Origin of the sequence: Bradyrhizobium vignae, from assembly GCF_900324035.1 — a bacterium.
Classification (GTDB): Bacteria; Pseudomonadota; Alphaproteobacteria; order Rhizobiales; family Xanthobacteraceae; genus Bradyrhizobium; species Bradyrhizobium vignae.
This window is the reverse complement of the sequence record NZ_LS398110.1, coordinates 1,050,013-1,076,576: the sequence shown is the minus strand read 5'-3', so window position 1 is coordinate 1,076,576 and position 26,564 is coordinate 1,050,013. Positions and strand designations below refer to the sequence as shown.

The window sequence follows — 26,564 nt, the reverse complement described above, 5'->3', positions numbered from 1 at the left end:
GACCTCTCCCCATGGGAGAGGTGAGCCAAGCAGCGTCTGCTCGGTCAGCGTCCGCCAAGCGTCAAACCCTCGATGCGCACCGTCGGCGCATTGATGCCGTAGCGGAACTCGAGGTTGTTCGCCGGCTGCATCGACTTGAAGATCTCGAACAGATGCCCGGCGATCGTCACTTCGCTGACGGGATAGGTGATCTCGCCGTTCTCGATCCAGAAGCCGGAGGCGCCCCGGCTGTAATCACCGGTGACGCCGTTGACGCCGGAGCCGATCAGATCGGTGACGTAAAAGCCCTGCTTGACGTCGGCGATCAGCTCGGCGGGCGTTGGCGTGCCGGGCTCGAGATGCAGGTTGTACGGCCCCGGCGAGGGCGAAGAGGAAACGCCGCGATGGGCGTGGCCGGTCGTGGTGAGGCCGAGCTCGCGTGCGGTGGCGCAGTCGAGCAGCCAGGTCGTCAGCACGCCCTCGTCGACCAGCGCGAGTCTTTGCACCGCGACGCCTTCGGCGTCGAACGTCTGTGAGCGCAGGCCGCGCTTGCGCAGGGGATCGTCGACGATGCGGATGTTCTTGGCGAAGAGCTGCTGGCCGAGCTTGTCCTTGAGGAAGCTGGTCTTGCGCGCGATCGAGGCGCCGTTTATGGCGCCGACGAGATGGCCGACCAGGGAGCCGGCGACGCGCGGATCGAACACCACCGGCACCTTGCAGGTCTCGACCTTGCGCGGATTGTAGCGCGCCACGGTGCGCTCGCCGGCGGAACGGCCGACGGTTTCCGGCGACAACAGATCGGCGCCGTGTGGCGCCGAGGTGAAGTCGTAGTCGCGCTCCATGCTGGTGCCTTCGCCCGATATGGCGGTCGCGGAGATGCCCTGGCTGGAACGGAGGTAGGAGCCGTGGAAACCGGTCGAGGTGACGAGCACCATGCCGCCGATGCCGGCAGACGCCGAAGCGCCGCCGGACTTGCTCACGCCCTTCACGCCGAGCGCGGCAGCTTCGGCCGCGAGCGCGCGGCGCTCGAGCTCGGCCGTCGTGGGCACATCGGGATCGAGCAGGTCGAGATCGGGGAAGTCGCGCGCGAGCAACGCAGGATCGGCCAGGCCGACATATTTGTCGTCGGGCGCGACACGCGCCATCGCCACCGCGCGTTCGGCGAGCTTGGTGACGGCATCGCCGCTGACATCGTTGGTCGAAACCACCGCCTGGCGCTGGCCGACCAGCACGCGCAGGCCGACATCGTCGCCCTCGGACCGCTCGGATTCCTCGACACGACCGTCGCGCACCTCGACACCCTGCGAGACGCCGCGCACCGCGACCGCGTCGGCCGCATCCGCGCCGGCGCGCCTGGCCGCCTCGACCAGCCGCTGCGCGAGATCGGAGAGCGCGGACTGATCGAACAAATCGCGATTGGCTGGAGTCGAAAGCGTCGAGCTTGGTGAAGAGTTCACGAACGAAATCCTGTTGGGGCGGGGTTCGGGACCGGAACCCACAGATGTGCCCTGATAGCGCGGACTTCAAGCATTTTCAGCCCGCAAAAGCTCAAATTCGCAGCTCTCGCGCAACGTCTCGTCAATCATGCGCGCCAAGGTCTTGTCAATCATGAGGAGCAAGTGACGGTGGGTTAACCAGCCTTTTTAAGCGGTTTCGGACAGGCGCGCGCTAAGGTCTTCGCATCGACCGGGAACATAATCCCGGCGGGGAGAACGAAGCCGTGAGGCGTCAAACAGCAACATGCGGGGCCAACCCCGCCGGGTCGAGCCGCTCCTTGCGGCTCGACCCTCTTTCCCTTCCGGTCCGCTTCGATGCGCATGATCCGCGCGCCGACGGACATGTCAGGCAGATCGAGCTTCATCGCGAGCGCGTCGTGCTGCGCCGTGCCGTCCGCGGCATGCAGATGGCGATCAACGTCCGCGTTGCCGACTTCACCGGCGTCGCGTTGCGCGGCAAGGACGAAGCGCAGACGCTCGTCCTCGTGCATCGCGATCCCTCGCTATCCATTCCGCTGCTGGTCGGCGCCGATGCCGACGAGATCGCGCAAGCCTGGACAATCTGGAGCGAGATCTTCGCGCTGCCGCAGCTCGACGAGGGTGCCCGCAAGCCCGCGCCGCGCCGCCGCCGCGCCAACGCGATCCGCACCCGCCGCCCGAAGTTCTTGATGCGGCGCCGCACCGGCATGGCGAGCGAGCTGCCCGTTCATCGGGACGAGCGCGAGATTATTGCGCGGAACTAAGCGGCGACTACGCTGCCTTCATCGCCGCGTCCGCGAGCAATCCCGCAAACAGCAGCAAGCCGGCATCGCGGTTCGACTTGAACAGGCGCAGGCAGAGTTCAGGATCGTCAATCCTGAGGCGCACGATCTGTGACGCCAGATGCGCGCTGAAGGCGATCAGCCCGAGCCAGGCCGGCCAGCGCGCATCGCCGGACGCCAGTGCAATGCCGATCAGCATCACCGCGAGCCCGTAGAACAGGACCAGCGCCTGGCGCGTATGCGTGCCGAACAGGCGCGCGGTCGACTTGATGCCGATCAGAGCGTCGTCCTCGGCGTCCTGATGCGCGTAGATCGTGTCATAGCCGATCACCCACGTAATCGCGCCGGCATAGAGCACGAGCGCGGTGACGTCGATGCGTCCGAAGGTGACGGCAAATCCCATCAAGGCGCCCCAGGAGAAGGCAAGCCCGAGCACGGTCTGCGGCCACCAGGTGATGCGCTTCATGAAGGGATAGATCGCGACGATCACGAGCGAGGCGATGCCGGTCGCAATCGCGAAGCGGTTGAATTGCAGGAGCACCACGAGACCGATCAGCGCCTGTGCAACCATGAAGACCAGCGCCTGCTTCGTGGTCACCTGCCCCGACGGCAGCGGCCGCGAGCGCGTGCGCTCGACCTTGTCGTCGAGATCGCGGTCGGTGATGTCGTTCCAGGTGCAGCCCGCACCGCGCATGACGAAAGCGCCGATGAAAAACAGGACGATGGTGAGCGGCAGACCGCGGATATCGTGCGCCATGCCGGCGGCGAGCGCCGCCGACCACCAACATGGCATCAAGAGAAGCCAGGAGCCGATCGGACGGTCGAAGCGGGACAGGCGCAAATAGGGTCGCGCCCAGAGCGGCGCGAGCGTATCGACCCAGTTGCCCGTGGAATCGGCAACGCGGGCGGATGAGTCGCTCATCGGGTCAGGACGTTGCCGTTGAGCGTATCGAAGGTGCTGCCACCCTTCTTGCCGGCATTGGCCTCAGGCGCCGAGCCCGAACCCAGCACCTCGCTCAGCGAGGGACCTGCCGGACCGCGCGGCTGGTTCTGCATCTGCTGCGCAACGTTGCAGACCTTCGTCGCCATCGCCTCGGTGTTCTTGTGGCCGTCCTTCATTTGCGCGCCGACCTGCGGCGGGATTCCGCATTTGGCGGCGTGGGTCTCGATGTACTTGATCATCTTGGTCTCAGCCTGGCTGAAATTGCGGATCAGCTTACAGGCTTCGTCCGGCGGTGCATGACGGTCGCTCGCCGCCTTGATCAGCTTGCCGCGCTTCTCGGCCTCTTCGCGCAGCGGAATGAAGGCCTTCATGCAGTCCTCGCCGGGACCGGCTTGCGTCGGCGGAGCGGCGCTGAAAGCGCCACCGCCGCCGATCGGCGCGGCGCCGTTCACGGGAAAGGACGATTGCGGCGCCGTGCCGACGGAAGCGACGGGCGCCGAGCCGTTCACGGGCGGAAACGCCGAGCTGCTCGCGGCCTGGTTCGGCAGCGGCGCCGGGAAGGCGTTTTGCGCATAGGCGCCCGCGGCACCCATGGCGACCATGGCGGCAGTGATCGGAACCATCAGATGACGGATCATCAAGGCAGTCTCTCCGGCAGGAGCTTACGGGGTTCGGCGTCTTCCCAATCGAAGCGCAACCAGCGTGTTCGCGTTTTTACGATTCCCGCCGGCCCTTAACAACCCATCGAATAGGGCAAGAGCGCGGCGCGGAGACGCACCAATTCGGCGATATTTACCCCCAAAAGTACTGGTTTCGGTTAAGAACGGCGGCAAATCGGACCCTTGAACGATGCCCTCTCACGATTTTCGCGCCCCTCGCCTGTTCGTTGACGCCCCCCTCGCCCAGGACGCCAGGGTGCCGCTCGACCGCGACCAGAGCAATTATCTGGGCAACGTGCTGCGGCTGGCCGCCGGGGCCGAGGTCCTGGCCTTCAACGGTCGCGATGGCGAGTGGCAGGCCGCCATCGAAGGCCGCAAGCGGCCGGATGCCCTCGTCATCCTCCAGCAGACGCGGCCCCAGGACCGACTACCCGACCTCACTTACGTGTTCGCCCCGCTCAAGCATGCCCGGCTGGATTACATGGTGCAGAAGGCTATCGAAATGGGCGCCTCCGCCCTGCAGCCGGTCCTGACCCGGTTCACCCAGGCCTCGCGGGTCAACACCGAGCGGATGCGCGCCAATGTCGTCGAGGCGGCCGAGCAATGCGGCATCCTCAGCATCGCCGCAGTTGCCGAGCCGATGCCGCTGGAGCGCTTTTTGAGCCAGCGCGTCGCGGGCCGGTTGCTGATCTTCTGCGACGAGGCGGCGGAGGTCCAAGACCCCGCTCGGAGCCTGCAAAACGCCCGCGGCGAGGCCGCTCAAGGTATCGACGTGCTGATCGGCCCCGAAGGCGGCTTCGCCGAGGAGGAGCGTACGCTGCTGCTGCGGCAGCCCAGGACCCTGCGGCTGGCGCTCGGCCCGCGGATCATGCGGGCCGATACGGCCGCTGTGGCGGCCCTGGCGCTGGTCCAGACGGTGCTGGGTGATTGGGGCAAGCCCACCTGATCCCGGCTTTGCCCGACCGTTAAGCGATTGATCCTTTGGAGGTCGAAACCGCTGTCGGGCCATGCTAAGGGCTGCGCCAATTCCCGTCTCTCCCTTGGCTACCCGGTTCCACCGGGACGATGGACCCCTGTGATGACCGCGACTGCCACCTCAAATGCTGCCGGCTCCGCCGCCTGGGCGGATACGCTGCTCTTGTCGTTCGCGCAGGCCGGCTATGTCAGGGCCGAGCCCGCGATCCTGCAACCGGCCGAGCCGTTCCTGGACCTCTCCGGCGAGGACATCCGCAAGAGCCTGTACCTCACCACCGACCTGTCCGGCGATGAGCTCTGCCTGCGCCCGGACCTGACCATTCCGGTGGCACGCGACTATCTGGCCTCGGGGCGCGCCGGCCAGCCGGCCGGATTCAGCTATCTCGGTCCGGTCTTCCGCTACCGCAGCGGTCAGGCCAGCGAGTTCCTTCAGGCCGGCATCGAATCATTCGGCCGTCAGGACCGCGCCGCGGCCGATGCCGAGATGCTGTCACTGGCGCTGGAGGCGACCGCCGCTTTCGGCGTCCGCGATGTCGAGATCCGCACCGGCGACGTCGCGCTGTTCAATGCTCTGCTGGACGCCCTCAACCTCTATCCGGTCTGGCGGCGCCGCCTGGTGAAGGATTTCAACCGCAAGATCAGCCTGGAGAAGGATCTGGAGCGATTGGCAGCCGCAGCCACCGCGACGCGCAGCGAATATGAGGGCGTGCTGGCCGCTCTCGCCGGCTCCGACCGCAAGGCGGCGCTCGCCTTCGTCACTGATCTGATGTCGATCGCCGGCACCACCCATGTCGGCGGGCGCACCACGGCCGAGATCGCCGACCGCTTCCTCGAGCAATCGACGCTGAAGGGCGGCGCGCTGCCGCGCGAGGCGATCACCGTGCTCAAGCGCTTCCTGTCGATATCAGGCAATCCCGACGATGCCATCGCCGAGCTGCGCGCGCTCACGCTTGATGCAAAGCTCGATCTCGCCTCGGCGATCGATCAATTCGAGAGCCGGGTCGGCTTCATGGCCGCGCGCGGCATCGACGTGAAGCAGACGCGCTTCTCGACCGCATTCGGACGCGGGCTCGATTATTACACCGGATTCGAATTCGAGCTGCATCACAGGGGCAACGGCGCCGAGCCGCTGGTTGCCGGTGGGCGCTATGACAGACTGATGACCCAGCTCGGCTCGGCCGCGCCGATTCCCGCCGTCGGTTTCTCGGTCTGGGTGGATGCGCTGAACCGGATCGGCCGCAAGGTGGGAGCTTAAGACATGAGCGCGCCGTTCGTTCTGGCCGTTCCCTCCAAGGGCCGCCTGCAGGAAAACACTGAAGCCTTCTTCGCCCGCGCCGGGCTCAAGCTGTCGAAGGCCGGCGGCGCCCGCGATTATCGCGGCACCATCGCAGGGCTGGACAATGTCGAGGTTGCCTATCTCTCGGCGAGCGAGATCGCCTCGCAGCTGTCGCGCGGCTTTGCGCATCTCGGCGTCACCGGCGAAGACCTGGTGCGCGAGACCATCGCCGATGCCGACAAGCGCGTGTCGCTGATCGAAGGGCTCGGCTTCGGCTATGCCGATGTCGTCGTCGCGGTGCCGCAGGCCTGGATCGACGTGCGCACCATGGCCGACCTCGACGACGTCACCACCGGCTTCCGCGAGCAGCATCACATGCGGATGCGGGTGGCAACCAAGTTCGTCAACCTCACGCGTGCCTTCTTCCAGAGTCAGGGCATCACCGATTATCGCATCGTCGAAAGCGCGGGCGCGACCGAAGGCGCGCCGGCCGCCGGCAGCGCCGAGCTGATCGTCGACATCACCACGACCGGCGCGACGCTCGCCGCCAATGGCCTGCGGGTGCTCGATGACGGCGTGATCCTGCGCAGCCAGGCCAATCTGGTGGCATCCAAAGAGGCCGACTGGTCGCCGCAAGCGCGAGAGACGGCGCGTGTCATCCTCGATCACATCGCAGCGCGGGCCCGGGCCAACAAGTACCGCGAGGTCCGCACCCGCTTCCGGCAATGCGACGCCGCCCTGCTCAGCGAGGCTCACAGCCGATACGGAGTCGAGGCCCCGTTCGGCGGTCCGACTTCGTCAGGCATGCTGACGCTGCACTGCCCGCCCGGGCAGCTCTATGCGCTGGCGAGCTACCTGCGCGAGCACGGCGCCGAGACCGTCTCGGTGGTTTCGCTCGACTACGTGTTCGACCGGGAGAACCCGCTATTCGCCAGGCTCGAGGCGTTCTTGGGGCGGTGAGCCTCGGGTCCGTTCAGCGTAGCGACAGCAAACGGCAGTTACCATATGCGGTTGAGAAGACCTAAACGCCTCTGGAACCTTGATCGATGACGCTGGGCTCTGACGTTTCCGGCATGACGACCACCGCAGCTAGCGCCGCAGCGAAGGGGCTGTCGATCGTCATTCCCGTCTACAACGAGGCGGCCGGCCTCGCCGCACTGCATCAGCGCATCTGCGATCTCGCCAAGACCTTGCGGCAGCGGTATCGCCTGGCCTGCGAGGTCGTCTATGTCGATGACGGCAGCGCGGATGCGACGCTGCCGATCGCCCGGTCGCTGCCGGCCGACGCAATCGACGTCCAGGTGGTGTCCTTGTCGCGCAATTTCGGCAAGGAGGCCGCGCTGATGGCGGGCCTCGACCATGCCCGGCTCGGCGCCGTCATGTTCATGGATGGCGACGGCCAGCATCCGCCGGCGCTCGTCGAAGAGCTGGTGCGGCACTGGATCGATGACGGCTATGACGTCGTCTACACTGCCAAGGCGCATCGCGACAACGAGCCCTTCTTGCGCCGGATCGCCGTGCACGGCTTCTACGCGCTGATCAATTGGGGCGCCCGCCAGAAGATCCCGGAGGACGCCGGCGACTTCCGTCTGCTGTCGCCGCGCGCGGTCGCCGCACTCAGGCAGCTGCCGGAGCGCAACCGCTTCTTCAAGGGCCTCGCCAGCTGGATCGGCTTCCGCCAGATCCGTGTCGACTACGAGCCTGCGGCGCGCGCCCATGGCATCACCTCCTTCAACGCCGTAAGCCTGCTCGGCCTCTCGATCGAGGGCCTGACCTCGTTCTCGGTGGCGCCGCTGCGCTTCGCCAGCCTGCTCGGCGTCATTCTCGCCGGAGGTGCCTTCCTGTTCGGCCTGTCGATCCTCTGGGAGGTATTCACGACCGGCAAGCAGGTCCCCGGCTATCCCTCGCTCGTGGTGGGCCTGATGACGATCGGCGGCGTGCAGCTCATCATGATCGGCATCGTCGGCGAATATATCGGAAAAATCCTGTCCGAGCTGAAGGCGCGTCCGATCTACTTCGTCGCCGAGCACAGCGCGAAGCATTTCGAGGCCGGCAAGGCCCAGGACGATCAGGACGCCGCGAGCAGGACGGCAGCCGAATGAGCACCGCCGCGAGCCCGCGGCGAATCTGGCTCTGCGCCGACGATTACGGCATCAGCCCGGGCGTCAACCGCGCCATCCGCGACCTGCTCGAACGCGGCCGCCTCAACGCCACTTCGGTGATGATGGTAGGTCCGGCGATCGCGCGCGGCGAAGTCGAGGCGCTGCAGGCTTGTGCAAAGCAGAGCCCGCGCTGCGCGATCGGATTGCATGTGACGCTGTCGGCGCCGTTCCGGCCGCTCACCATGCACTTCCGCCCGCTCGACGGCGACATGTTCATGCCGTTTCCAAAACTGCTGCGCGCGGGACTTTTGCGGCGGCTCGACCGTGAATTCATCCGCAACGAGGTGAAGGCGCAACTGGCCGCCTTCATGGAAGCGTTCGGACGCGCTCCTGATTTTGTCGACGGCCACCAGCATGTGCAGCTCTATCCGCAGGTGCGCGACGGCTTCGTCGATGCAGTCGCTGAGGCTGCGCCAAACGCCTGGGTGCGCCAGGGCGGCCGCGAGCTGCCGCTGGCGCAGCGGCTCGCCTCACCGAAAGCCATGGTGCTCGATATCCTCAGCGCGCAATTCCGCCGCCGTGCCGCCAGTGCCGGACTGAGCTTCAATCCCGCCTTCGCCGGCGCCTATGATTTCACGCGCGCGGCCGATTTCGGCGCGCTGATGCGGCAATTCCTGGAAGGCCTCCCCGATGGCGGCCTCGTGATGTGCCATCCCGGCTTCGTCGATGAGGTCCTCGCCGGACTCGATCCCATGACCGACGTGCGTGAACGCGAGCACGCGTATCTGAAGAGCGACGCCTTCGCGCGCCTGCTGGCGGACAGCAACGTGACATTGGGATGAAACGGGCGAAAAGCGGGACCAGGCGACAGCTTGTCGCCTACGGAAATTTAATCCGGCCGGCACTGTTGGGGCCATAATGGAACCCTACATCTCCTGCGCGCTTGGTTCTGCGCAGAGGAGACAGATCATGACGCCGCAGGAACGCCAGCTCGTCGACGAGCTTTTTGACCGGCTTTCTAAACTGGAGAATGCACCGCGCGATCCTGACGCGACCGCCGCAATTTCCGACGGTCTGCGCAAGGCGCCCGGCGCGGTCTACGCGCTGGTGCAGACCGTGTTGGTGCAGGACGAAGCGCTCAAGCGCGCCAATGCCCGCATTCAGGAGCTGGAGGCGGGACACGGGCCCGAGCAGGCGCAGTCTGGCGGCTTCCTGGATACCATGCGCGAGACGCTGTTCGGATCGAGCCCGTCGCGCGGCTCGGTTCCGAACGTGCCGCCGCGCGATTCGCGGCCGGTCTGGAACAGCGGACAGGCGATGCAGCAGACGCAGCCAGGTTACGGCGCGCCGCCCTATGGGCAGGCCTATGGCCAGGGTCCGGGTCAGGGCTATGGCGCTCCGCCGGTCGGTGGTGGCGGCTCGTTCCTCGGCACGGCCGCAGCGGCTGCGGCCGGCGTCGTCGGCGGCTCCCTCCTGCTCTCGAGCATCCGCGGCATGATGGGCGGTCCGCACCAGCAGGCTTTCGGCGACACCACGATCATCGAGGAGCGCGGTGGCGGCGGCGCAGGTGGAAGCCCCTGGGGCGGTAGCGATCAGTCCGGCGGCTCGCTGGCACGCGATGCGGGCCTGAACGACATCGGCTCCAACCGGGACAGCCGCCAGGGCTTCTTCGACCAGGCGTCGAACGACCGCGACAACAACGACCAGAATTACGACGACGATCGCGACGACAATTTCAACACGGCTGACGACAGCGATTTCGACAGCGGCGATGACGGCGGCAGCGATTACGCGTGAGCAATTTGCGCTGCAGATGCAAACCGGCCGCCTCCAGGCGGCCGGTTTCTTTTGAGGCTGAGCTGAAGTGCCTTCTGTGCCAGCGCGCGCAGAGAAGCCGTTCGATATAAATAATATGACTAATGCACATCCTTGCTGGATAGCACTGAGCTGAACGTCAGCAGCGCGCATGACTTCACCATAGAAGTTGAAAATCGCGCTGCTGACGCGTGCAGCCGTAGACTCCCGGATTTCCAAATACGGACATGGGGTGTTCAACTGGAAGAACACGTTGCTTCCGCCACACGTCGTGGCTGCCTCTCTTGGCTATAGTCGGGGGTCTTGAACATGAGTCCACTTCAGCAGCGCATTGCAACCTTGAGCGACGTGACAACCCATCTCATCACCGAATTGTACGAGTTGGAGGGACTGCACGAACGCGTCCGGAAGGCGGAGCTGTCGGTGCGGCTGCTAAGCCGCTTCGCTCGCGCACCGCGTTCGGCTTCATCAACTTGTCGTCGCCGTCTCGGGTCGAGGGGACACCGTCAGCAGAGATAGACTATCCAGGCAGGCGCTCGGCGGCGGCACGCACCCCCTTCGATGCCGCGCATCCCGAGCCGGCGCGGCATGCGGAGTTGATCGCCCCATCGAGCGCATGACGCTTCACATCACCACGACCTTGGTGCCGACGTTGACGCGGCCGTAGAGATCGATGACATCCTCGTTGCGCATGCGGATGCAACCGGAGGAGACGTTGGTGCCGATGGTCCAGGGCTCGTTGGAGCCGTGAATGCGGTAGAGGGTCGAGCCGAGATACATCGCGCGAGCGCCGAGCGGATTTTCTGGACCGCCTTCCATGTGCCGCGGCAAATCGGGCCGGCGCGCGAGCATCTCGGCCGGCGGCGTCCAGTCCGGCCATTCGCGTTTGGCCGTGATCGACTTCACGCCGGACCAGGTGAAGCCGGGACGGCCTACACCGATACCGTAGCGCAACGCGCGGCCGTTGCCCTCGACGAGATAGAGGAACTTGTTCGGCGTATCGACCACGATCGTGCCCGGACTTTCCTTGCCGCTATAGTCGACGAGTTGCTTCTCGAATTTCGGATCGAATGGACGCTGCCGCGGATCGACCGCGTCCTGCTGGAGCGCGCTTTGCTGAATTGCGCCTTGCATCTGCGGCTCGCCCATCGGCGGCAGGCGGCGCTGCTCGTAGTAAGCCGGCTGCTGCTGATACATCGGCTGCTGCGGCGCATAGGCTGGACCGCGGCCGGGACCGTCGCCGAACAGAAACTCGATGAAGCCGCCACCCAGATTCGAATTCGACGCGACGCGCACCGGCGCCGGCGGCACCTGCGGCGCGTAGAGCACCGCGGGCGGATCGTTCGGCACGGTATTGTCGAAGGCGCCGGCGTCCGCGCCGGCAACGAAGGTGCAAGCGCCGCCGAGCAGCGCAACAGACATTTTCTTGAACATCGACGTACTCTGTACTGTTTCGTCTAGATCACATGCGTCGTGGCGAGCCGGTGGCTGATCCGCGCTCCTCGACGTGGTCAATAAAAAGCAAAAGCCGCTTTGTTTGGTAAACGTATCGGGCGTTTGGATTCACCACGTCGCGAGCGGCGGCGCAATTTCGCGATCAGCGTTTATTTTCGATGAACGCAGCGCGGCCATGGTTAATCGCTTCTTTGCGCAGCGTCGCGCGCGGCCGATCGGCAGTTCCGCCTGTGAACTTCGTGTTAAATCGGTTCTGCCTACAAAGACGCGTGAGTGAGGTGGGGGAGTAACCTGATGGCTGTTCACCGCAAGCGTTTTCGCGTCGAGGATATCATCAGCGGCGAGATGCCGATTCTGGACGACACCGAAGAGGCAATCCCGATGCATAGCGAGATCATGGCCGAGCTGCGCGCGATCCGCGCCCAGATGGCGAAGGGCGTCGTCGCGGCCCCGCTGTCCGGCAGCGCTGCCATAGCGGCGATCGATGCTTCCACGGCGCACGAGCTTGCCGAAGCCCGCACCATGCTCGAGACCTACCGGGCGCAGATCGAGCAGTGCGAGAAGCTGAAGGTCGAGCTCGACCTCATCCACGACGCCATCGATCGTACCAAGCGCGAGATCGCGACGCTGCACGGCAAGAGCTTCGACGGCGGCGAAATGGCCAAGGTCAATGGCGAGCTCGGCGCGGTGGTCGGCGGCACCGAGCAGGCGACCCAGCAAATCCTCGAAGCCGCGGAATCGATCGACCAGGCCGCCAGCGCAATGTCCAAGGTGGACTCGGCCGATCAGCAGAAGCGCCTCGCCGACGATATCCAGGAGCGCGTCATCTCGATCTTCGAGGCCTGCAACTTCCAGGACCTGACCGGCCAGCGCATCAGCAAGGTCATGACCACGATGAAGTTCATCGAGCAGCACATCAATGCGATGATGGATATCTGGGGTGGCGTCGACGCGATCAAGGCCCATGTGCCGGCGCAGGTCGACAACCGCAGCGACGACGAGAAGCTCCTCAACGGCCCGAAGCTCGCCGGCGACGTCGGCCACGCCTCGCAAGACGACATCGACGCGCTGTTCGATTGAGCGGACGCGCATACGGACAAAGCAAAACGCCGGCCCAGGGCCGGCGTTTTTGTTTGCCGTCATTGCGAGCGAAGCGAAGCAATCCAGACTGTCACCCTGGAAAGACTCTCGATTGCTTCGCTACGCTCGCAAGTGGTTGGGCCGGAGCCCTATCACGCCCTTGGCGCGCAGCGGACGTAGACCATGTTGCCGTAGCGCGTGGCGGCGTCCTTGTCGATGAAGCGGGTGATCAGGACGCGGCCGTCGAAGGAGACGATCTCGCGGTCCTGCTCGCCGGGGGTCGGACCGGCCGGTCCGATGTAGTTCTTGCCGCTCGGCGAGCCCTTCAGCCGCAGTTCCTGCGGCGTCGCCTGGTCGGCCAGATGCATGATCACGCCGCCGGATGAACCGGCGCCGATCACGTAGGGATTCTTGCACTGGGCTCTCGCCGCAGCCTCGGTGCGAGCGCGGTCGGCCGGGTTCTGGAACGAGGCGAGACCCCAGCGACCGACGATCTCGTCGGCGCGGATGGTGGCCGGCATTTCCGGAGCTGTGCCGGGCTCGGCTTCGGGCGGCGGCGAGGACGACGAGAAGGATGGCAGGCTCATGCCGCCGCCGCAGGCGCCCAGCAACAGCGCCAGACAAGAGGCGGCCGCCAGATTGGCAACCGTGCGCGTGTGAGCCGAACAGATCATGGCATTCCCCCGAACAAGACCATGGCCGCACCCCTCCCGCAGCCAAGCGCAAAACCGCTGCCGGAGCAATGACGTCCTTCTATACGCCGGCGCTCCGAACGAGTTTCCAATGCCACCATCCTATATCCGCCTCAACAACCGCTTAACCACCTTTGCTTGACAGGATCGCAGCCAAGCCATATTTCCGGGCCCACTATTAGCACTCGGAAAGCCCGATTGCTAAGCGCGCCGTTCGATCCTCGAGGAGAGGGTGGACGGAAGCGCCGCCCCACCGACTTCCACTACTTCCGAAGCGAGCCTCCAAAGGGAAACGTCATGGCTAAATCCAAATTTCGTCCGCTGCATGACCGTGTCGTGGTCAAACGTATCGACGCCGAGGAAAAGACCAAGGGCGGCATCATCATTCCCGACACCGCCAAGGAAAAGCCGTCGCAGGGCGAGGTCGTCGCCGTCGGCCCCGGCGGCCGCGACGAGACCGGCAAGCTGATTCCGATCGACCTCAAGGTCGGCGACCGCGTGCTGTTCGGCAAGTGGTCGGGCACCGAGGTCAAGATCGACAATGAAGAGCTCCTGATCATGAAGGAGTCGGACATCATGGGCGTGCTGGCCTAAGGCCATCCGCCTGAACGGCCACTGAATGCTCCGCTGTCATGCCCGGGCTCGACCCGGGCATCCATCCTTCCTCACAAGATGATGGATTGCCGGGCCTACGCCACGCCGAAGCGGCTTCGGCCGCGCAGGCGGGTCAAGCCCGGCAATGACGAAGACAGCGCCGCACGCACGGAACAAGACACATCACGAAACAAGAGGGACTGCAGACCATGGCTGCCAAAGACGTCAAGTTTTCCGGAGACGCGCGCGAACGCATGCTGCGCGGCGTCGACGTTCTCGCCAACGCCGTCAAGGTGACGCTCGGTCCGAAGGGCCGCAACGTCGTCATCGAGAAGAGCTTCGGCGCGCCCCGCATCACCAAGGACGGCGTCACCGTCGCCAAGGAGATCGAGCTCGAGGACAAGTTCGAGAACATGGGCGCCCAGATGGTGCGTGAGGTCGCCTCCAAGACCAACGACCTCGCCGGCGACGGCACCACCACCGCGACCGTGCTGGCCCAGGCCATCGTGCGCGAAGGCGCCAAGGCGGTTGCCGCCGGCATGAACCCGATGGACCTCAAGCGCGGCATCGACACCGCGGTTGCCGCGGTCGTCAAGGATATCGAAAAGCGCGCCAAACCGGTCGCCGCCTCCTCCGAGGTCGCCCAGGTCGGCACCATCTCGGCCAACGGCGATGCCGCCATCGGCAAGATGATCGCCCAGGCGATGCAGAAGGTCGGCAACGAGGGCGTCATCACCGTCGAGGAGAACAAGTCGCTGGACACCGAGGTCGACATCGTCGAGGGCATGAAGTTCGACCGCGGCTATCTCAGCCCCTACTTCGTCACCAATGCCGAGAAGATGACCGCCGAGCTCGAGGACGCCTACATCCTCCTGCACGAGAAGAAGCTCTCGGGCCTGCAGGCCATGCTGCCGGTGCTCGAAGCCGTGGTGCAGTCGGGCAAGCCGCTCGTCATCATCGCCGAGGACGTCGAGGGCGAGGCGCTGGCCACCCTGGTCGTCAACCGGCTCCGTGGCGGCCTCAAGGTCGCCGCCGTCAAGGCGCCGGGATTCGGTGACCGCCGCAAGGCCATGCTGGAGGACATCGCGATCCTCACCGGCGGCCAGCTCATCTCCGAGGAGCTCGGCATCAAGCTCGAGAACGTCACGGTGAAGATGCTGGGACGCGCGGGCAAGGTGGTGATCGACAAGGAGAACACCACGATCGTCAAGGGCGCCGGCAAGAAGCCGGAGATCGAGGCCCGCGTCGGCCAGATCAAGGCTCAGATCGAGGAGACCACCTCGGACTACGACCGCGAGAAGCTCCAGGAGCGCCTCGCCAAGCTCGCCGGCGGCGTCGCGGTGATCCGCGTCGGCGGCGCCACCGAGATCGAGGTCAAGGAGAAGAAGGACCGCGTCGAGGACGCGCTCAACGCCACCCGCGCCGCGGTGCAGGAAGGCATCGTCCCAGGCGGCGGCGTCGCGCTGCTCCGCGCCAAGAAGGCGGTCGGCCGTCTCACCAACGCCAATGACGACGTCCAGGCCGGCATCAACATCGTGCTGAAGGCACTGGAGGCCCCGATCCGCCAGATCTCCGAGAACGCGGGCGTGGAAGGCTCGATCGTCGTCGGCAAGATCCTGGAGAACAAGTCCGAGACCTTCGGCTTCGACGCCCAGAACGAGGACTATGTCGACATGGTCGAGAAGGGCATCATCGATCCGGCCAAGGTAGTGCGCACCGCGCTGCAGGACGCCTCCTCCGTGGCCGGCCTGCTGGTCACCACCGAAGCCATGGTCGCCGAGCTGCCGAAGAAGGAAGCTCCGCCCGCCATGCCCCCCGGCGGCGGCATGGGCGGCTTCTAAGCCTCCATCCCAATGAAAGTATTGCGAAGGCCGCCTCCAGGCGGCCTTCTTTTTTGCCGACCCTGCCTCCTCGCTTTCCGATTCAATCAGTGGCCAAAACCCACTACGGTGGCGCGCCGATTCTGATCGTTTGGGCATGATCCTCTCGGAAAACCGCTTCACACTTTTCCGGATCATGCCCGTTGCCCGAGGATCTCATCAATGCGTGCGCTTCTGGTTTGTTCGACAGCCGTTTTGGCGGCCCTGCTCACCGTTTCGCCGCATCCGGCCTCCGCCCAGATGAAGCTGTCGCCGAAGTCGACAGTGCCGGGCGGAACCGAGACGCGCTATTTCACCTCGATCGACGGGCTGATGGACGGCAATGCCGACGTGATCCTGAAGGAGACACGGCAGGGCAAGACGGTCACCGCGGCGGTGCTCGACGTCTGTTACCCGGTCGCGAAAAACTCCGAGCGCAAGGACCGGTTCGTCGTCAATCTCCAGGTCGCCGGCCAGACGCTGACGGGAACGACGCAGAGCCTCGGCGAGAAGTCGCCGGTCAGCGTCAAGCTGACGCGCAAACAGTCCGGCGACACGTTCGAATTCCGCGGCCAGATCGCGATCGGTCAGGCGGTGACCGAGGTCACCTCGCCCGACAATTCCGATCTCAGCGAAAGAGAATTCCTGGACAGTCAGACCTCCGACGACGGCATCACGCCGCAGCCGAAGGATTTCACCGACGTCTCGCCGGAAGCGATCGCAGTCAAGGTCAAGCTCGAAGCTGCGACCGACTTCCTGAAGAGCCTGAAGGGCCAGGAGGTCGAGGTGACGCTGGCGAGCCTCAATGTCGGCTGCGATGCGCTGCGCGCGGGCGAGCAGACCATCAACATGTCGGTCGATCCCGAGCGCGCGGGCGCGCTGCTGTCGAAATTCAAGGCGATGCCCGGCGTCACGGCCGCTGGCTGGACTGCGGGCATGACCGAGATGGACCGCACCATCCGCTTCCCCGCGGCCGACTGGCGCGAGGGCGACAAGATCAACAAGGGCAAGCTTGCGACCGCGGTGGCGAACGTGCTGAGCAGGACACTCGCGGCAAAGCCGGTGTCGCAAAACTTCAATCCGGCCACCGGCAAGCTTAAGCTGGTGTTCAAGCGGCCGAACCAGGATTTTCCGGCGCTCGAGCTCACCGACACGATCGAGGTCGCAGGGCTCGTATCGCCCGACAAGCCGGGCGCCACCGACAAGCTCATGCTCTGGATCGGCAGCCCCGCAACCACCACCGCCGACGAGAGCAGCGGCGCCAAGCTCAATTTGTCCGAGGACGCGAGCCCGGACGAAGAAGGCGATCTGCCCGACGACAACGGCTCGATCGAGGCGCTTGCCCAGGAGCTGAAGGGCCAGCGCTGGGATGCCGACAAGTCGGTGTGGAAGTAGGCCGAGCTACCGTGCCCCGGACGCAGCGCGACAGCGCGGCAGAGCCGCTCCCAGAGGCTGCACGCGAAGTCGGGGATGAATTCCTGGGTCCCGGCCCTGCGTCGCATCGCCTAAAGCGCGATGAGATTTGGATGAATCGTCATCGCGCTTTAGCTTGTTGTTTACGCATGATCTTTCCGGAAAACCGCTTCGCACTTTTCCGGATCATGCTTCAGGCGATGCGCCTTGTCCGGGACATGAGAGTGCCGCGAGCGAGACCTAAACCGCGATGGGATCAGGATGAATCACCATCGCGCTTCAGGTTATTGTTTGAGCATGATCTTTTCGGAAAACCGCTGCACACTTTTCCGGATCATGCTTTAATTCCCGTTGACGCGAAAGCGCAGCGGCTTGGGACCTGTGAGCATGAGGACGTCACCCTGGCGCTTCCAGGTCTCGACGCTGCCGAGTGCGGCGACGAGCTCGTCATCGGCCTGCGCCTTTGCAGGCGGACAGGAACGGTCCTGGATCTGGGTGGGGACGAAGATCACGGTGTTGCCGGCAACCGAGAACTGGCCCTTGCCGCCCTTGCACCAGAGCTCCAGCACGACCTCCCCATTGTCGCCGATCTCGATGTTCGGAATCCGCTTCGAGCCTGCCTGCGGCAACGCCTCCAGCGTCATCTCGGTGCCGAAGGGAAACCCCTCCTCGGCACGCGCGAGCGTGGACATCGCGAGCATTGCAACCGCCGCGCACACCAATCGCAGAAGCGAAACCATGAGACCTCTCGAGCGACCTGATTTGCGGCACCTTCTACAGGACAGCCGTGCCGTTGAGAAGGTTCGCGGCCGACGCAAACATCCCCGCGGGGATGAACCTCGCGGGGATTTGTCGAAGCGCGACGCTGACGGCTACTTCAGGACCAGCGCCGTGAACGGCCAGACATAGGCCTGCAGCGTCACGAGCACGCCGACCAAGCAGGCCAGCACGATCGAGTGCCAGAACACGAAGCGCAGAATCGAGCCCTCGTGGCCGTACCACCGCGTCGCGGTGGAGGCGACCACGATCGACTGCGCATCGATCATCTTGCCCATCACGCCGCCGGAGGAGTTCGCCGCCGCCATCAGCACCGGCGACAGGCCGATCTGCTCGGAGGTGATCTTCTGCAAATTGCCGAACAGGATGTTCGAGGCGGTATCCGATCCCGTCAGCGCCACGCCCAACCAACCGAGCAGCGTGCCGAAGAAGGGATAGAGCACACCGGTCGCCGCGAAGGCGAGACCGAGCGTCGCGTCGACACCCGAGAGGCGGGTGAGCGTGCCGATCGCGAGCATCGCCGAAATGGTGATCAGCGAGATCGCGCACAGCCGGATCGTGCGGCCGTACTCGACCAGCAGGCGTCCCGGCCCAACCCCCATCAGCAAGCCGGAGATGATCGCCGCGATCAGCATGCCGGTGCCGGTGAACGACAGATAGGTGAACGCGAACACCGCGCCCTCCGGCGTCGGCTTGGCGGCCACAGGCGGCATCTTGTTGATCATCTGGTGCAGATCGGGAACGGGGTAGTTCCAGGTGAAGACCGAGTTCGCCCAGGTCTTGAATGCGCCGTTGCCCCAGATCAGCATCACGATACAGACGATGATCCAGGGCAAAAGCGCGCTCCACAGCTCGGACTGGGTCAGCGGCGTCTTGTCCAGCGGCGTTGCCTTTTCCATCTGCGCGGCCGATTCGTCGTGGCCGCGCAGCTCCGGCGACAACCAGAGCTGCCGCGGCTGCCACACTTTCAGGAACAGGATGAGCGCGCCCATCGAGATCAGCGACGCCCCGATGTCGACGATCCAGGGATTGACGTAGTTCGAAATCACATACTGGGGGATCGCGAAGGACACGCCGGTGACGAGAATCGCCGGCCAGACATCCTTCATGCCCCGCCAGCCCGCGAACGCCCAGACCACCCAGAACGGCACGATCAGCGAGAAGAACGGCAATTGCCGGCCGACCATCGCGCCCAGGATGTAGGGATCGAGCCCGGTGACGGAAGCAAGTCCCTGGATTGGCGTGCCCAGCGCGCCATAGGCGACCGGCGCCGTGTTGGCGATCAGCGACAGGCCGGAGGCTGCGAGCGGCGAGAAGCCGAGCCCGATCAGCACCGCGCCAGTGATCGCGACCGGCGTGCCGAAGCCCGAGGCGCCTTCGAAGAAGGCGCCGAACGAGAACGCGACCAGCAAGAGCTGTAGGCGCCGGTCCTCGGTGACACCGCCGATGGCGCGCTTGAGCAATTCAAAGCGCCCGGTGCTCACCGTGACCTGGTAGAGGAAGATGACGTTGAGGACGATCCAGCCGATGGGAAAGAAGCCGGTGACGATGCCGAGCGCCGAGGCGCGGATCGACATGCCCGCCGGCATGGTGAAGATCAAGATCGCGATCAGGTTGGTGATGATCACGGCGATCACGGCCGCGATGTGCGCTTTCACGCGCCCGCTCGCGATCATGACCAGGAGCGAGACGACCGGAACGGCTGCCGCGACGGTCGACAGTGCCGCATTGTTCAGCGGATTGTAGATTTGATTCCACATGGCTTCCTCCCCCACGCCTGTTTGCGGCAGGCGGCCCGCGTGGAGAGCCGGTCCTGCTTGACGCTGGAAGCGATAACCCCCGAGTTGGACGCGAATTCCTCGCGAATGAAGCGGTTCCCGTCCGCTCACAAGCTCGCGAAGTCCGAATGCCCCCGCCCCGCGCCGTCAACGTCCATGCTAGGGTCGCCGGCCGGGACAACGCAAATTGCACAACTTGCGACTTTAGTCTAAGCGCGCTTGTTTCTGCCGTTGCTACAGGCAGTTGCGCATACCCCCGAGGAGACCCCGCTCTGTGAAGAACATCAGCGCCACGCTCGCGATCGTCTGGCGAATCGCAGCCCCCTATTTCCGATCCGAGGACAAATGGGCCGGCCGCGGCCTGCTCGCCGCCGTGGTCGCGATGGAGCTGGCGCTGGTCGCGATCGACGTGCTGGTGAACCAGTGGCAGAACCGGTTCTACAGCGCGCTCCAGACCAGTGACTGGGACAGCTTCGTGCGGGAGATCTGGATCTTCATCGCGCTCGCGTTCACCTATATCGCGCTGGCCGTCTACAAGCTTTACCTGAACCAGTGGCTCCAGATTCGCTGGCGGCAATGGCTCACTCGGCATTATCTCGGTGAATGGCTCGGGGGCGCCACGCATTACCGCATGCAGCTCAAGGGCGATGCGGCCGACAACCCGGACCAGCGCATCACCGAGGACGTCAAGAACTTCGTCGAGCAGACCCTGACCATCGGGCTCGGCCTGCTCTCGTCGATCGTGACGCTGTTCTCCTTCGTGATCATCCTTTGGGGCCTTTCCAACGCCGCGCCGCTGCGCCTGTTCGGCACCGATCTCATGATCCCAGGCTATCTGTGCTGGGGCGCATTGATCTACGCGATCTTCGGCACCGCGCTGACGCACTGGATCGGCGCACCGCTGGTCAACCTCAATTTCGAGCAGCAACGTTACGAAGCCGACTTCCGCTTCAACCTGGTCCGCGTCCGCGAGAATTCCGAGCAGATCGCGCTGCTCAGGGGAGAAGGCGCCGAACGCGCCCGCCTGCTCGATCGCTTCGGTTTCGTGATCGCCAACTGGTACGGCATCATGAGCCGGACCAAACGCCTCACCGCGTTCACGGCCAGCTACCAGCAGGCCGCAGTGATCTTTCCCTACGTGCTGGTGGCGCCGGCCTTCTTCGCCAAGAAGATCCAGCTCGGCGACATGATGCAGACCGCATCCGCCTTCTCCAGCGTTCAGGGCGCATTGTCGTTCTTCGTCACGGCCTACCGGTCGCTGGCGGAGTGGCGCTCGATCGTTGCGCGCCTCGATGGCTTCGAGATGTCGGTCGAATCGGCGGCGAATCTGCCGGCACGTGAGCCTGCCATCGCCTTGGAGGTCGCCGGCGGCCGTCATATCGATCTCGAGCAGCTCTGCGTTAACCTGCCCAACGGCATGCCGCTGGTGGCCGCCAAGGCCTTCACGATTCAGTCCCCGGAGCGCGTGTTGGTGACCGGACCGTCGGGCTCCGGCAAGTCCACGCTGTTCCGGGCCATCGCCGGCATTTGGCCGTTCGGTACCGGCACGGTTGTCATTCCGGCGAAGGCAAAGCTGATGATGCTACCGCAACGGCCCTATTTTCCGGTCGGCGTGCTGCGCGATGCCGTCGTCTATCCGGCAGCGCCCGGCGCGTTCAGCGCGGCGCAAGTGCACGACGCGCTGATCGCGGTCGGGCTGCCTGACCTCGCCGGACGGCTCGACGAGGACGGTCACTGGAACCGGATGCTGTCGCTCGGCGAGCAGCAGCGCCTGGGGCTTGCGCGCGCACTGCTGCATGCGCCGGACTATCTGTTCCTGGACGAGGCGACTGCCTCGCTGGACGAGCCGTCGGAGGCCCGGCTGTACCGGCTCCTGGCGGAGAAGCTGCCGCAGGCCACCATCGTCTCGATCGGCCACCGCTCGACGCTCGACGCCTTCCACACGCGGAAGGTGGCCTTGGTGAAGGACGGTGCGATCCACGTTGTCGGCAGGGGCCGTGAACCGGTCGAGGCGGAGCCGACCGTCGCGCCCTGAGGCGCAAAGGGACGTGGCGCCCGTCAGTCAGCGCCACCGAAGGTCCAGCTGCCTCCTCTCGTGTCCCGGACAGGCCGCAAGGCCCTTCAGCGTTGCGGCGCAGCGCCGGCGCCCAGACGTCGTACTCCAGTCGCACTCCAGAAGGATGGGCCCCGGCTCTGCAGCACCGCTGAAGCAGCGCTGCGTCCGGGCCACGAGAACGAGACGCGGTTCACATCCACAAATCCACACTGCAAACGCAATCCGGAGTGCGAGGCGTCAGCGTCGATCTTCAGCCCCACACGTCGCGCTCTCGCGCAGCGGTCGAGCATCCCTCTCACCAGCCCCAAAGTAAAAGGGCGGCAGATCGCTCTGCCGCCCTCCTCAAGTCGTCTCGGTCAGAAGACTTACTTCAGATTGCTCATCGCCGTCAGGTCGAATGAGAGCTTGGCGACGCCGGCCGCGCTGCACCAGTTGGAGCCGAAGCCGCCCGGGTTGATCGGGGTGAAGCTGCCGTCGAACTTCGCGGTGTAGTCGCTGGTGAAGGCGTTGCAATCGCCCTTCTTCAGGTCGGTGTCGTAGTAGCGCAGATCGAGCGTGAACACCTTGTAGGTGAAGCCGACGCCGACGTTCCAGGTGTTGTAGCTCGGCTCCTTGATGCCGTTCGCGTACACCGGATCGCCCGCGATGCCGTAGAAGATGTCGGAGGTGCCGAGCCACTGCCGGCCGAACTCACCCGACACGTACATGCCGACGCCGCTGGCACCGAAGATCGTGCTCGGCGCGGTCCACTTGGCGGTGATCGAAGCGTAGTTGCCCCAGGCACCAAGGTTGAGGAAGTTTGGCGAGTAGTACTCGTTAAAGCCGACCGTCCACTGGTCGTTGATGTTGATGTTCAGCTTGGCATAGGCCTCGAAGAAGCTCGCGTCCTTCTTGGCGAAATTGCCGTTGATCGGAAGGCCGATAGCGCCCTGAGAGTAATCGATGTCGGTGCCGCAATTGCCCTGGGCGAGGGTGCCCTGCGAGCCGAAGCAGCTTCCGCCAGGATAGAGATAGCCCCAGACACCGAAGTCGAAGGCGAACATGCCGAAGGTCGGGCGGATACCGCCGTAGATGTCGACTTCGGCCGCGGCGCGGTTCGGGAACGAGATGCTCTCCGCGGACGCACCGATGTAGAGCTGCAGGTCTTTGTTGACGTTGTAGCGCGGCTCGAAATAGGCCGTGACCGACGGATTATGGTTGGACTGCGTGACGCCGCGGAAGATGTAATCGCTCATGATGCCGGCGCCGAAGGCGATATCCCAGGGATCGAAGGCAGGCGGCGGCGGGGCTTTCAGCGCCTTCACGGGCAAGTCTGCCGCGAAAGCCGAACCCGTTACCATTGCCAGCGCCGTGGCCAACAAAGTCACTTTTTTCATTTCGATCCCCATCGCCAGTTCTTAGACCCCAGTCGGATCCCGGAAGCCCCCGGGGCGCTCGACCTGATTGCAAATTTCATCGCTGCGGCAATTTGGATTGGGGGACAGGAACCGTGAAGCAAAAAGCGCGAGCATCTGCCGACTTTTTAGGCGTTTTGACGATTCCACGAAAGGTTGTCAGCATGTGTGGCTTCTAGATCACATTATTTGCAGTCCGAGGTGCACAGAAGACCCGGGAAAGTCCGGGGATTCTCGGACAGCGTGATACCCAGGCCACGAATCAACCTGGCGCCGGGAACGGTGCGACCAAACCCTGCCAGCGACGATGCAAAAGGGCCGCAGCACATAGCGCCGCGGCCCTTCTGTTGCAGATTTCCAAGGGGCGACGAGAGCCCGAGGCCCTACCTCTGTCCCTCGGCCGACGCCGATTCCGCAGAAGACGAAGGCATCGCCCAGCTTGTCTCGGCGGCGGGCTCGGGAGCCGGAGCCTCTGCCGGTGCTGACGGCTTCGGAGCAGGCGCTGCCTTCGCCTTCTTCGGTGCCGCTTTCCTCGCGGCCTTCTTGGGAGCGGCTTTCTTGGCCGACTTTGCCGCAGCCTTCTTGGCGGCCTTCTTCGGGGCTGCCTTCTTGGCAGATTTCTTTGCAGCTTTCTTCGCAGTCTTTTTGGCAGACTTCTTGGCTGTCTTCTTCGCGGCCTTCTTCGCCGCTACAGCCTTTTTGGCCTTTTTGGCCTTCTTGCTTTTCTTCTTCTTCGCTTTCGCCATCGTGGTCCTCCTGTTGCCGCCGAACAATGGTCGATCGGGCCCCGTTGCGCCGTCACCTCCGGACGAAAGCTCAGCCTTTGAAGCTCAAGCTTGCGCGTTCAGTGCCGGCCGCGATCCGCCCGTAGCCCAATCGAGAAGCTCAATCGTGTGTACGACCGGAACTGACGTGCCACTGGCAATCTGCACCATGCAGCCGATATTGCCCGCGGCAATCATGTCCGGCTTGACGCTCGCGATGTTGGCGACCTTGCGATCGCGCAACCGACCCGCAAGCTCGGGCTGGAGAATGTTGTAGGTCCCCGCCGAGCCGCAACACAAATGGCTCTCGGGTACATCTTTCACCACGAATCCATTCTTGGAAAGCAATTCTTTCGGAAGGCCTGTGATTTTCTGCCCGTGCTGCAGCGAACACGCGGAGTGATAGGCGACGACGATGTTGTCCTGTCTCGCAGTCGTCGCGAGTCCGAGGCCGGCGACGTATTCGGTGATGTCCTTGGCGAGCGCCGACACCTTCGCCGCATCGGCCGCGAACGCGGTGTCCTCACGCAGGAGATAGCCATAGTCCTTGATGACGGTGCCGCAGCCGGAGGTCGTCACCAGGATGGCGTCCAGCCCCTCGCCGGCTGCCTCCGCGCTCCACGCCGCGACGTTGGCGCGCGCTCGCGCCAGCGCATCCTCATCATTGCCGAGATGATGGGTCAGCGCCCCGCAGCACTGCTCGTCCCGGACCAGGACGACCTCGATGCCATGGCGGGTGAGGAGGCTGATGGCGGCCTGGTTGATGCGCGGCGCCAGCACCTGCTGGGCGCAGCCCTGCAGCAGCGCCACACGTCCGCGCTTCTTGCCGAGCGGGGCGAATACGCTGCCCGCGGCAGGCCCCGCGGGCGGCAGCCGGTTCGGAGCCAGCGCCAGCATCGCCTTGATGCGTGGGATCAATCCGGGCGTCGCCGAAGGCCGGGGCGTCGGCAGCAAGACGCTCAGCGGACGGGCCAGCCGCGCCAGCCACATGCTGATGCGGAAGCGCTGCGGGTCCGGCAGGACCAAGGCCAGCACCTTGCGCAACAGCCGCTCGGCCAGCGGCCGCCGATAGCGCTGCTCGATCCGGACCCGGGCCTGGTCGACGAGATGCATGTAGTTCACGCCGGAGGGGCAGGTCGTCATGCAGGCAAGGCACGACAGGCAACGGTCGATATGCTTGACCACCTCGGCGGTCGGGGCCTGATCCTTCTCCAGCATCTCCTTGATCAGGTAGATGCGGCCACGCGGGCTGTCGAGCTCGTCGCCGAGCAGCACATAGGTCGGACAGGTTGCGGTGCAGAAGCCGCAATGGACGCAGGCGCGCAGGATCTTGTCGGCCTCCGCGATGTCGGGGTCGGCGAGCTGCGCGAGTGAGAATTCGGTCTTCATTCAGCCAGCGCTCCGCGTGAGCCGCCCCCGGTTGAGAATGGTCTTCGGATCGAAGCTGGCGCGCACCCGCTCGCTCAGCGCGGCAATGCCCGGCGCCTGTGGGTGGAACACATCGACATCGCGCCTGACCTGCTCGGCGGCCCGGATCAGCGTGGCATGTCCCCCAACCGCATTCGCGCGCGCACGGACGACCGGTGCATGCGCGTCCGGCTTCGGCGGCAATGCCGCCCAGATCAGGCCGCCGCCCCAATCGTAGATCAAATCGCCGCCCGTCTCGCGCGCCAATTCGATCCCGAGTGCCGCGCCCGAGGCCGGCGGACAGACGATCCGCCACACCGGCCAGGCGCCGAGCGCACCGCCGGCCGCGAAGGGCAGCACATCGCGGATCGCGCCCCACAGCGCGGCAGATGCCGCATCCTCGATCAGCGTCGCGATTCCAAACGGCGCCAGCAATTCGCGCAGCGAGCCGGCGCGGTGCGCGGCAGATGCGGTGATGCCCTCGAGCCGCAGCACGGTCAGCGCCTCGCCCTGGCCCACGATGTCGCCCAGCCCCTCGGTCTCGGCCCGAAGTGCCGATTTCGGCAGATGCGCGGCACCGGAGACGTCGAAGGGTGAGCCAAGGGCCGCAGTCATGGCCTTGTTGGCGGCAGCATCCTCTAACCCGCGCAGCAACAGCGTCCGCTCCGCCTCCGGCTTCGGCATCACCTTGAGCGTGACCTCGGTCATCACCGACAGCGTGCCCCACGACCCCGCGAGGAGCTTGCAGAGATCGTAGCCGGTGACGTTCTTCACCACCTTGCCGCCGGTCTTGAAGCTGTCGCCGAAGCCGGAGACGGCATGCGCCCCGAGCAGATGATCGCGCGCCCCGCCCGCCCTGATCCGCCTTGGACCGGCGAGCCCGGCCGCGATCATGCCGCCGATGGTGCCTGACACCGGCGTGCCGAGCAGCGGCGCCGTGTTCATCGGCTCGAAGGCGAATTGCTGGTTCTTGGCATCGATCAGCGACAGCACGTCGGCAAGCGGCGCCCCGGCCTGGAGCGTGACGATCAGCTCGTTCGGCTCGTAGGAGGTGACGGCATTGAGCGCGGAGACGTCGAGCACGGCGTTGGTCGCCATGGCGTGGCCAATGCTGCGCTTGCTGCCATGACCGATGATCTCGAGCGGCTGCTCATTGGCAATCGCCGCGCGCACCACCTCTTCGACGTCTTTGGCGTCTCTGACCCTGAGCGTATCCACGGGAAGAGGCGGTAGCGAAATTCGCGCGGAAAATCAATTCGACGCATGAAGGGCACCGCCTCGGAGCATCG

At 65.1% G+C, this 26,564-nt stretch carries 23 protein-coding genes; 12 read left to right on the top strand and 11 right to left on the bottom strand.

Going from position 1 to position 26,564, the window contains the following annotated elements:
• Positions 1 to 44 precede the first annotated feature (44 nt).
• Positions 45 to 1,436 (bottom strand): TldD/PmbA family protein, encoded by a 1,392-nt coding sequence (locus tag BRAD3257_RS05185; protein WP_162500115.1) that lies wholly within the window; start codon positions 1,434 to 1,436, stop codon positions 45 to 47.
• A 263-nt stretch (positions 1,437 to 1,699) separates the two neighbouring features.
• Here BRAD3257_RS05185 and BRAD3257_RS05180 point away from each other — a divergent pair, with 263 nt between their 5' ends.
• Entirely contained in the window at positions 1,700 to 2,218 is a 519-nt protein-coding gene (locus BRAD3257_RS05180) for a DUF6101 family protein (RefSeq protein WP_122400947.1), read from the top strand.
• 7 nt (positions 2,219 to 2,225) lie between these two features.
• On the opposite strand, the gene ubiA is transcribed toward BRAD3257_RS05180, so the two are convergent.
• Both ubiA and BRAD3257_RS05170 read right to left on the bottom strand, forming a co-directional pair.
• Positions 2,226 to 3,158: a 4-hydroxybenzoate octaprenyltransferase gene (ubiA, locus tag BRAD3257_RS05175; protein WP_122400946.1), complete on the bottom strand. Its 933-nt coding sequence runs from the start codon at positions 3,156 to 3,158 to the stop codon at positions 2,226 to 2,228.
• A complete protein-coding gene (locus tag BRAD3257_RS05170; protein WP_122400945.1) occupies positions 3,155 to 3,817 on the bottom strand; it encodes a hypothetical protein in 663 nt (220 codons plus the stop codon). The genes ubiA and BRAD3257_RS05170 overlap by 4 nt, the downstream gene beginning before the upstream one ends.
• 211 nt (positions 3,818 to 4,028) lie before the next feature.
• Between BRAD3257_RS05170 and BRAD3257_RS05165 the strand changes: the two genes are divergently transcribed.
• From BRAD3257_RS05165 to BRAD3257_RS05140, 6 genes are all read left to right on the top strand, one after another.
• Complete coding sequence (locus tag BRAD3257_RS05165; protein ID WP_122400944.1) at positions 4,029 to 4,784, top strand: 16S rRNA (uracil(1498)-N(3))-methyltransferase; 756 nt, start codon at positions 4,029 to 4,031, stop codon at positions 4,782 to 4,784.
• A 132-nt stretch (positions 4,785 to 4,916) separates the two neighbouring features.
• Positions 4,917 to 6,068: an ATP phosphoribosyltransferase regulatory subunit gene (locus tag BRAD3257_RS05160; RefSeq protein ID WP_122400943.1), complete on the top strand. Its 1,152-nt coding sequence runs from the start codon at positions 4,917 to 4,919 to the stop codon at positions 6,066 to 6,068.
• A 3-nt stretch (positions 6,069 to 6,071) separates the two neighbouring features.
• Entirely contained in the window at positions 6,072 to 7,049 is a 978-nt protein-coding gene (gene hisG, locus BRAD3257_RS05155; RefSeq protein ID WP_122400942.1) for an ATP phosphoribosyltransferase, read from the top strand.
• Between the two features lie 86 nt (positions 7,050 to 7,135).
• A complete protein-coding gene (locus tag BRAD3257_RS05150; protein WP_122400941.1) occupies positions 7,136 to 8,191 on the top strand; it encodes a glycosyltransferase family 2 protein in 1,056 nt (351 codons plus the stop codon).
• Positions 8,188 to 9,033: a ChbG/HpnK family deacetylase gene (locus BRAD3257_RS05145; protein ID WP_122400940.1), complete on the top strand. Its 846-nt coding sequence runs from the start codon at positions 8,188 to 8,190 to the stop codon at positions 9,031 to 9,033. The genes BRAD3257_RS05150 and BRAD3257_RS05145 overlap by 4 nt, the downstream gene beginning before the upstream one ends.
• Before the next feature lie 127 nt (positions 9,034 to 9,160).
• Complete coding sequence (locus BRAD3257_RS05140) at positions 9,161 to 9,988, top strand: DUF2076 domain-containing protein (RefSeq protein ID WP_122406382.1); 828 nt, start codon at positions 9,161 to 9,163, stop codon at positions 9,986 to 9,988.
• A 642-nt stretch (positions 9,989 to 10,630) separates the two neighbouring features.
• Here the strand turns inward: BRAD3257_RS05140 and BRAD3257_RS05135 are convergent.
• Positions 10,631 to 11,440 carry a L,D-transpeptidase gene (locus tag BRAD3257_RS05135; protein ID WP_122400939.1) on the bottom strand — a complete coding sequence of 270 codons (810 nt, stop codon included), beginning with the start codon at positions 11,438 to 11,440 and terminating at the stop codon, positions 10,631 to 10,633.
• A 315-nt stretch (positions 11,441 to 11,755) separates the two neighbouring features.
• On the opposite strand from BRAD3257_RS05135, the gene BRAD3257_RS05130 reads away from it, so the two are divergent.
• Positions 11,756 to 12,541 (top strand): protein phosphatase CheZ, encoded by a 786-nt coding sequence (locus tag BRAD3257_RS05130; protein ID WP_162500114.1) that lies wholly within the window; start codon positions 11,756 to 11,758, stop codon positions 12,539 to 12,541.
• A 152-nt stretch (positions 12,542 to 12,693) separates the two neighbouring features.
• Here the strand turns inward: BRAD3257_RS05130 and BRAD3257_RS05125 are convergent, their stop codons facing one another.
• On the bottom strand, positions 12,694 to 13,215 hold the full coding sequence (locus BRAD3257_RS05125; RefSeq protein ID WP_162500113.1) for a hypothetical protein: 522 nt from the start codon (positions 13,213 to 13,215) through the stop codon (positions 12,694 to 12,696).
• A gap of 315 nt (positions 13,216 to 13,530) precedes the next feature.
• Between BRAD3257_RS05125 and BRAD3257_RS05120 the strand changes: the two genes are divergently transcribed.
• The 3 genes from BRAD3257_RS05120 (at position 13,531) to BRAD3257_RS05110 (ending at position 17,081) form a co-directional block, all read left to right on the top strand.
• A complete protein-coding gene (locus BRAD3257_RS05120; protein ID WP_025033779.1) occupies positions 13,531 to 13,827 on the top strand; it encodes a co-chaperone GroES in 297 nt (98 codons plus the stop codon).
• Positions 13,828 to 14,036: 209 nt separating this feature from the next.
• Positions 14,037 to 15,668: a chaperonin GroEL gene (gene groL, locus BRAD3257_RS05115; RefSeq protein ID WP_122400936.1), complete on the top strand. Its 1,632-nt coding sequence runs from the start codon at positions 14,037 to 14,039 to the stop codon at positions 15,666 to 15,668.
• 201 nt (positions 15,669 to 15,869) lie between these two features.
• Complete coding sequence (locus BRAD3257_RS05110) at positions 15,870 to 17,081, top strand: hypothetical protein (RefSeq protein WP_122400935.1); 1,212 nt, start codon at positions 15,870 to 15,872, stop codon at positions 17,079 to 17,081.
• A gap of 359 nt (positions 17,082 to 17,440) precedes the next feature.
• Here the strand turns inward: BRAD3257_RS05110 and BRAD3257_RS05105 are convergent, their stop codons facing one another.
• Complete coding sequence (locus BRAD3257_RS05105) at positions 17,441 to 17,839, bottom strand: META domain-containing protein (RefSeq protein WP_122400934.1); 399 nt, start codon at positions 17,837 to 17,839, stop codon at positions 17,441 to 17,443.
• A gap of 132 nt (positions 17,840 to 17,971) precedes the next feature.
• Entirely contained in the window at positions 17,972 to 19,636 is a 1,665-nt protein-coding gene (locus BRAD3257_RS05100) for an L-lactate permease (protein ID WP_122400933.1), read from the bottom strand.
• Positions 19,637 to 19,928: 292 nt separating this feature from the next.
• Between BRAD3257_RS05100 and BRAD3257_RS05095 the strand changes: the two genes are divergently transcribed.
• A complete protein-coding gene (locus BRAD3257_RS05095; RefSeq protein WP_122400932.1) occupies positions 19,929 to 21,689 on the top strand; it encodes an ABC transporter ATP-binding protein/permease in 1,761 nt (586 codons plus the stop codon).
• Positions 21,690 to 22,075: 386 nt separating this feature from the next.
• On the opposite strand, the gene BRAD3257_RS05090 is transcribed toward BRAD3257_RS05095, so the two are convergent.
• The 4 genes from BRAD3257_RS05090 to BRAD3257_RS05075 all read right to left on the bottom strand — a co-directional run bounded on the left by BRAD3257_RS05090 (position 22,076) and on the right by BRAD3257_RS05075 (position 26,493).
• Positions 22,076 to 23,086: a TorF family putative porin gene (locus BRAD3257_RS05090; RefSeq protein ID WP_122406381.1), complete on the bottom strand. Its 1,011-nt coding sequence runs from the start codon at positions 23,084 to 23,086 to the stop codon at positions 22,076 to 22,078.
• A 401-nt stretch (positions 23,087 to 23,487) separates the two neighbouring features.
• On the bottom strand, positions 23,488 to 23,850 hold the full coding sequence (locus BRAD3257_RS05085; protein WP_122400931.1) for a histone: 363 nt from the start codon (positions 23,848 to 23,850) through the stop codon (positions 23,488 to 23,490).
• A gap of 84 nt (positions 23,851 to 23,934) precedes the next feature.
• Positions 23,935 to 25,257 carry a glycolate oxidase subunit GlcF gene (glcF, locus tag BRAD3257_RS05080; protein WP_122400930.1) on the bottom strand — a complete coding sequence of 441 codons (1,323 nt, stop codon included), beginning with the start codon at positions 25,255 to 25,257 and terminating at the stop codon, positions 23,935 to 23,937.
• On the bottom strand, positions 25,258 to 26,493 hold the full coding sequence (locus BRAD3257_RS05075; protein WP_122400929.1) for an FAD-binding protein: 1,236 nt from the start codon (positions 26,491 to 26,493) through the stop codon (positions 25,258 to 25,260).
• Positions 26,494 to 26,564: the final 71 nt, after the last annotated feature.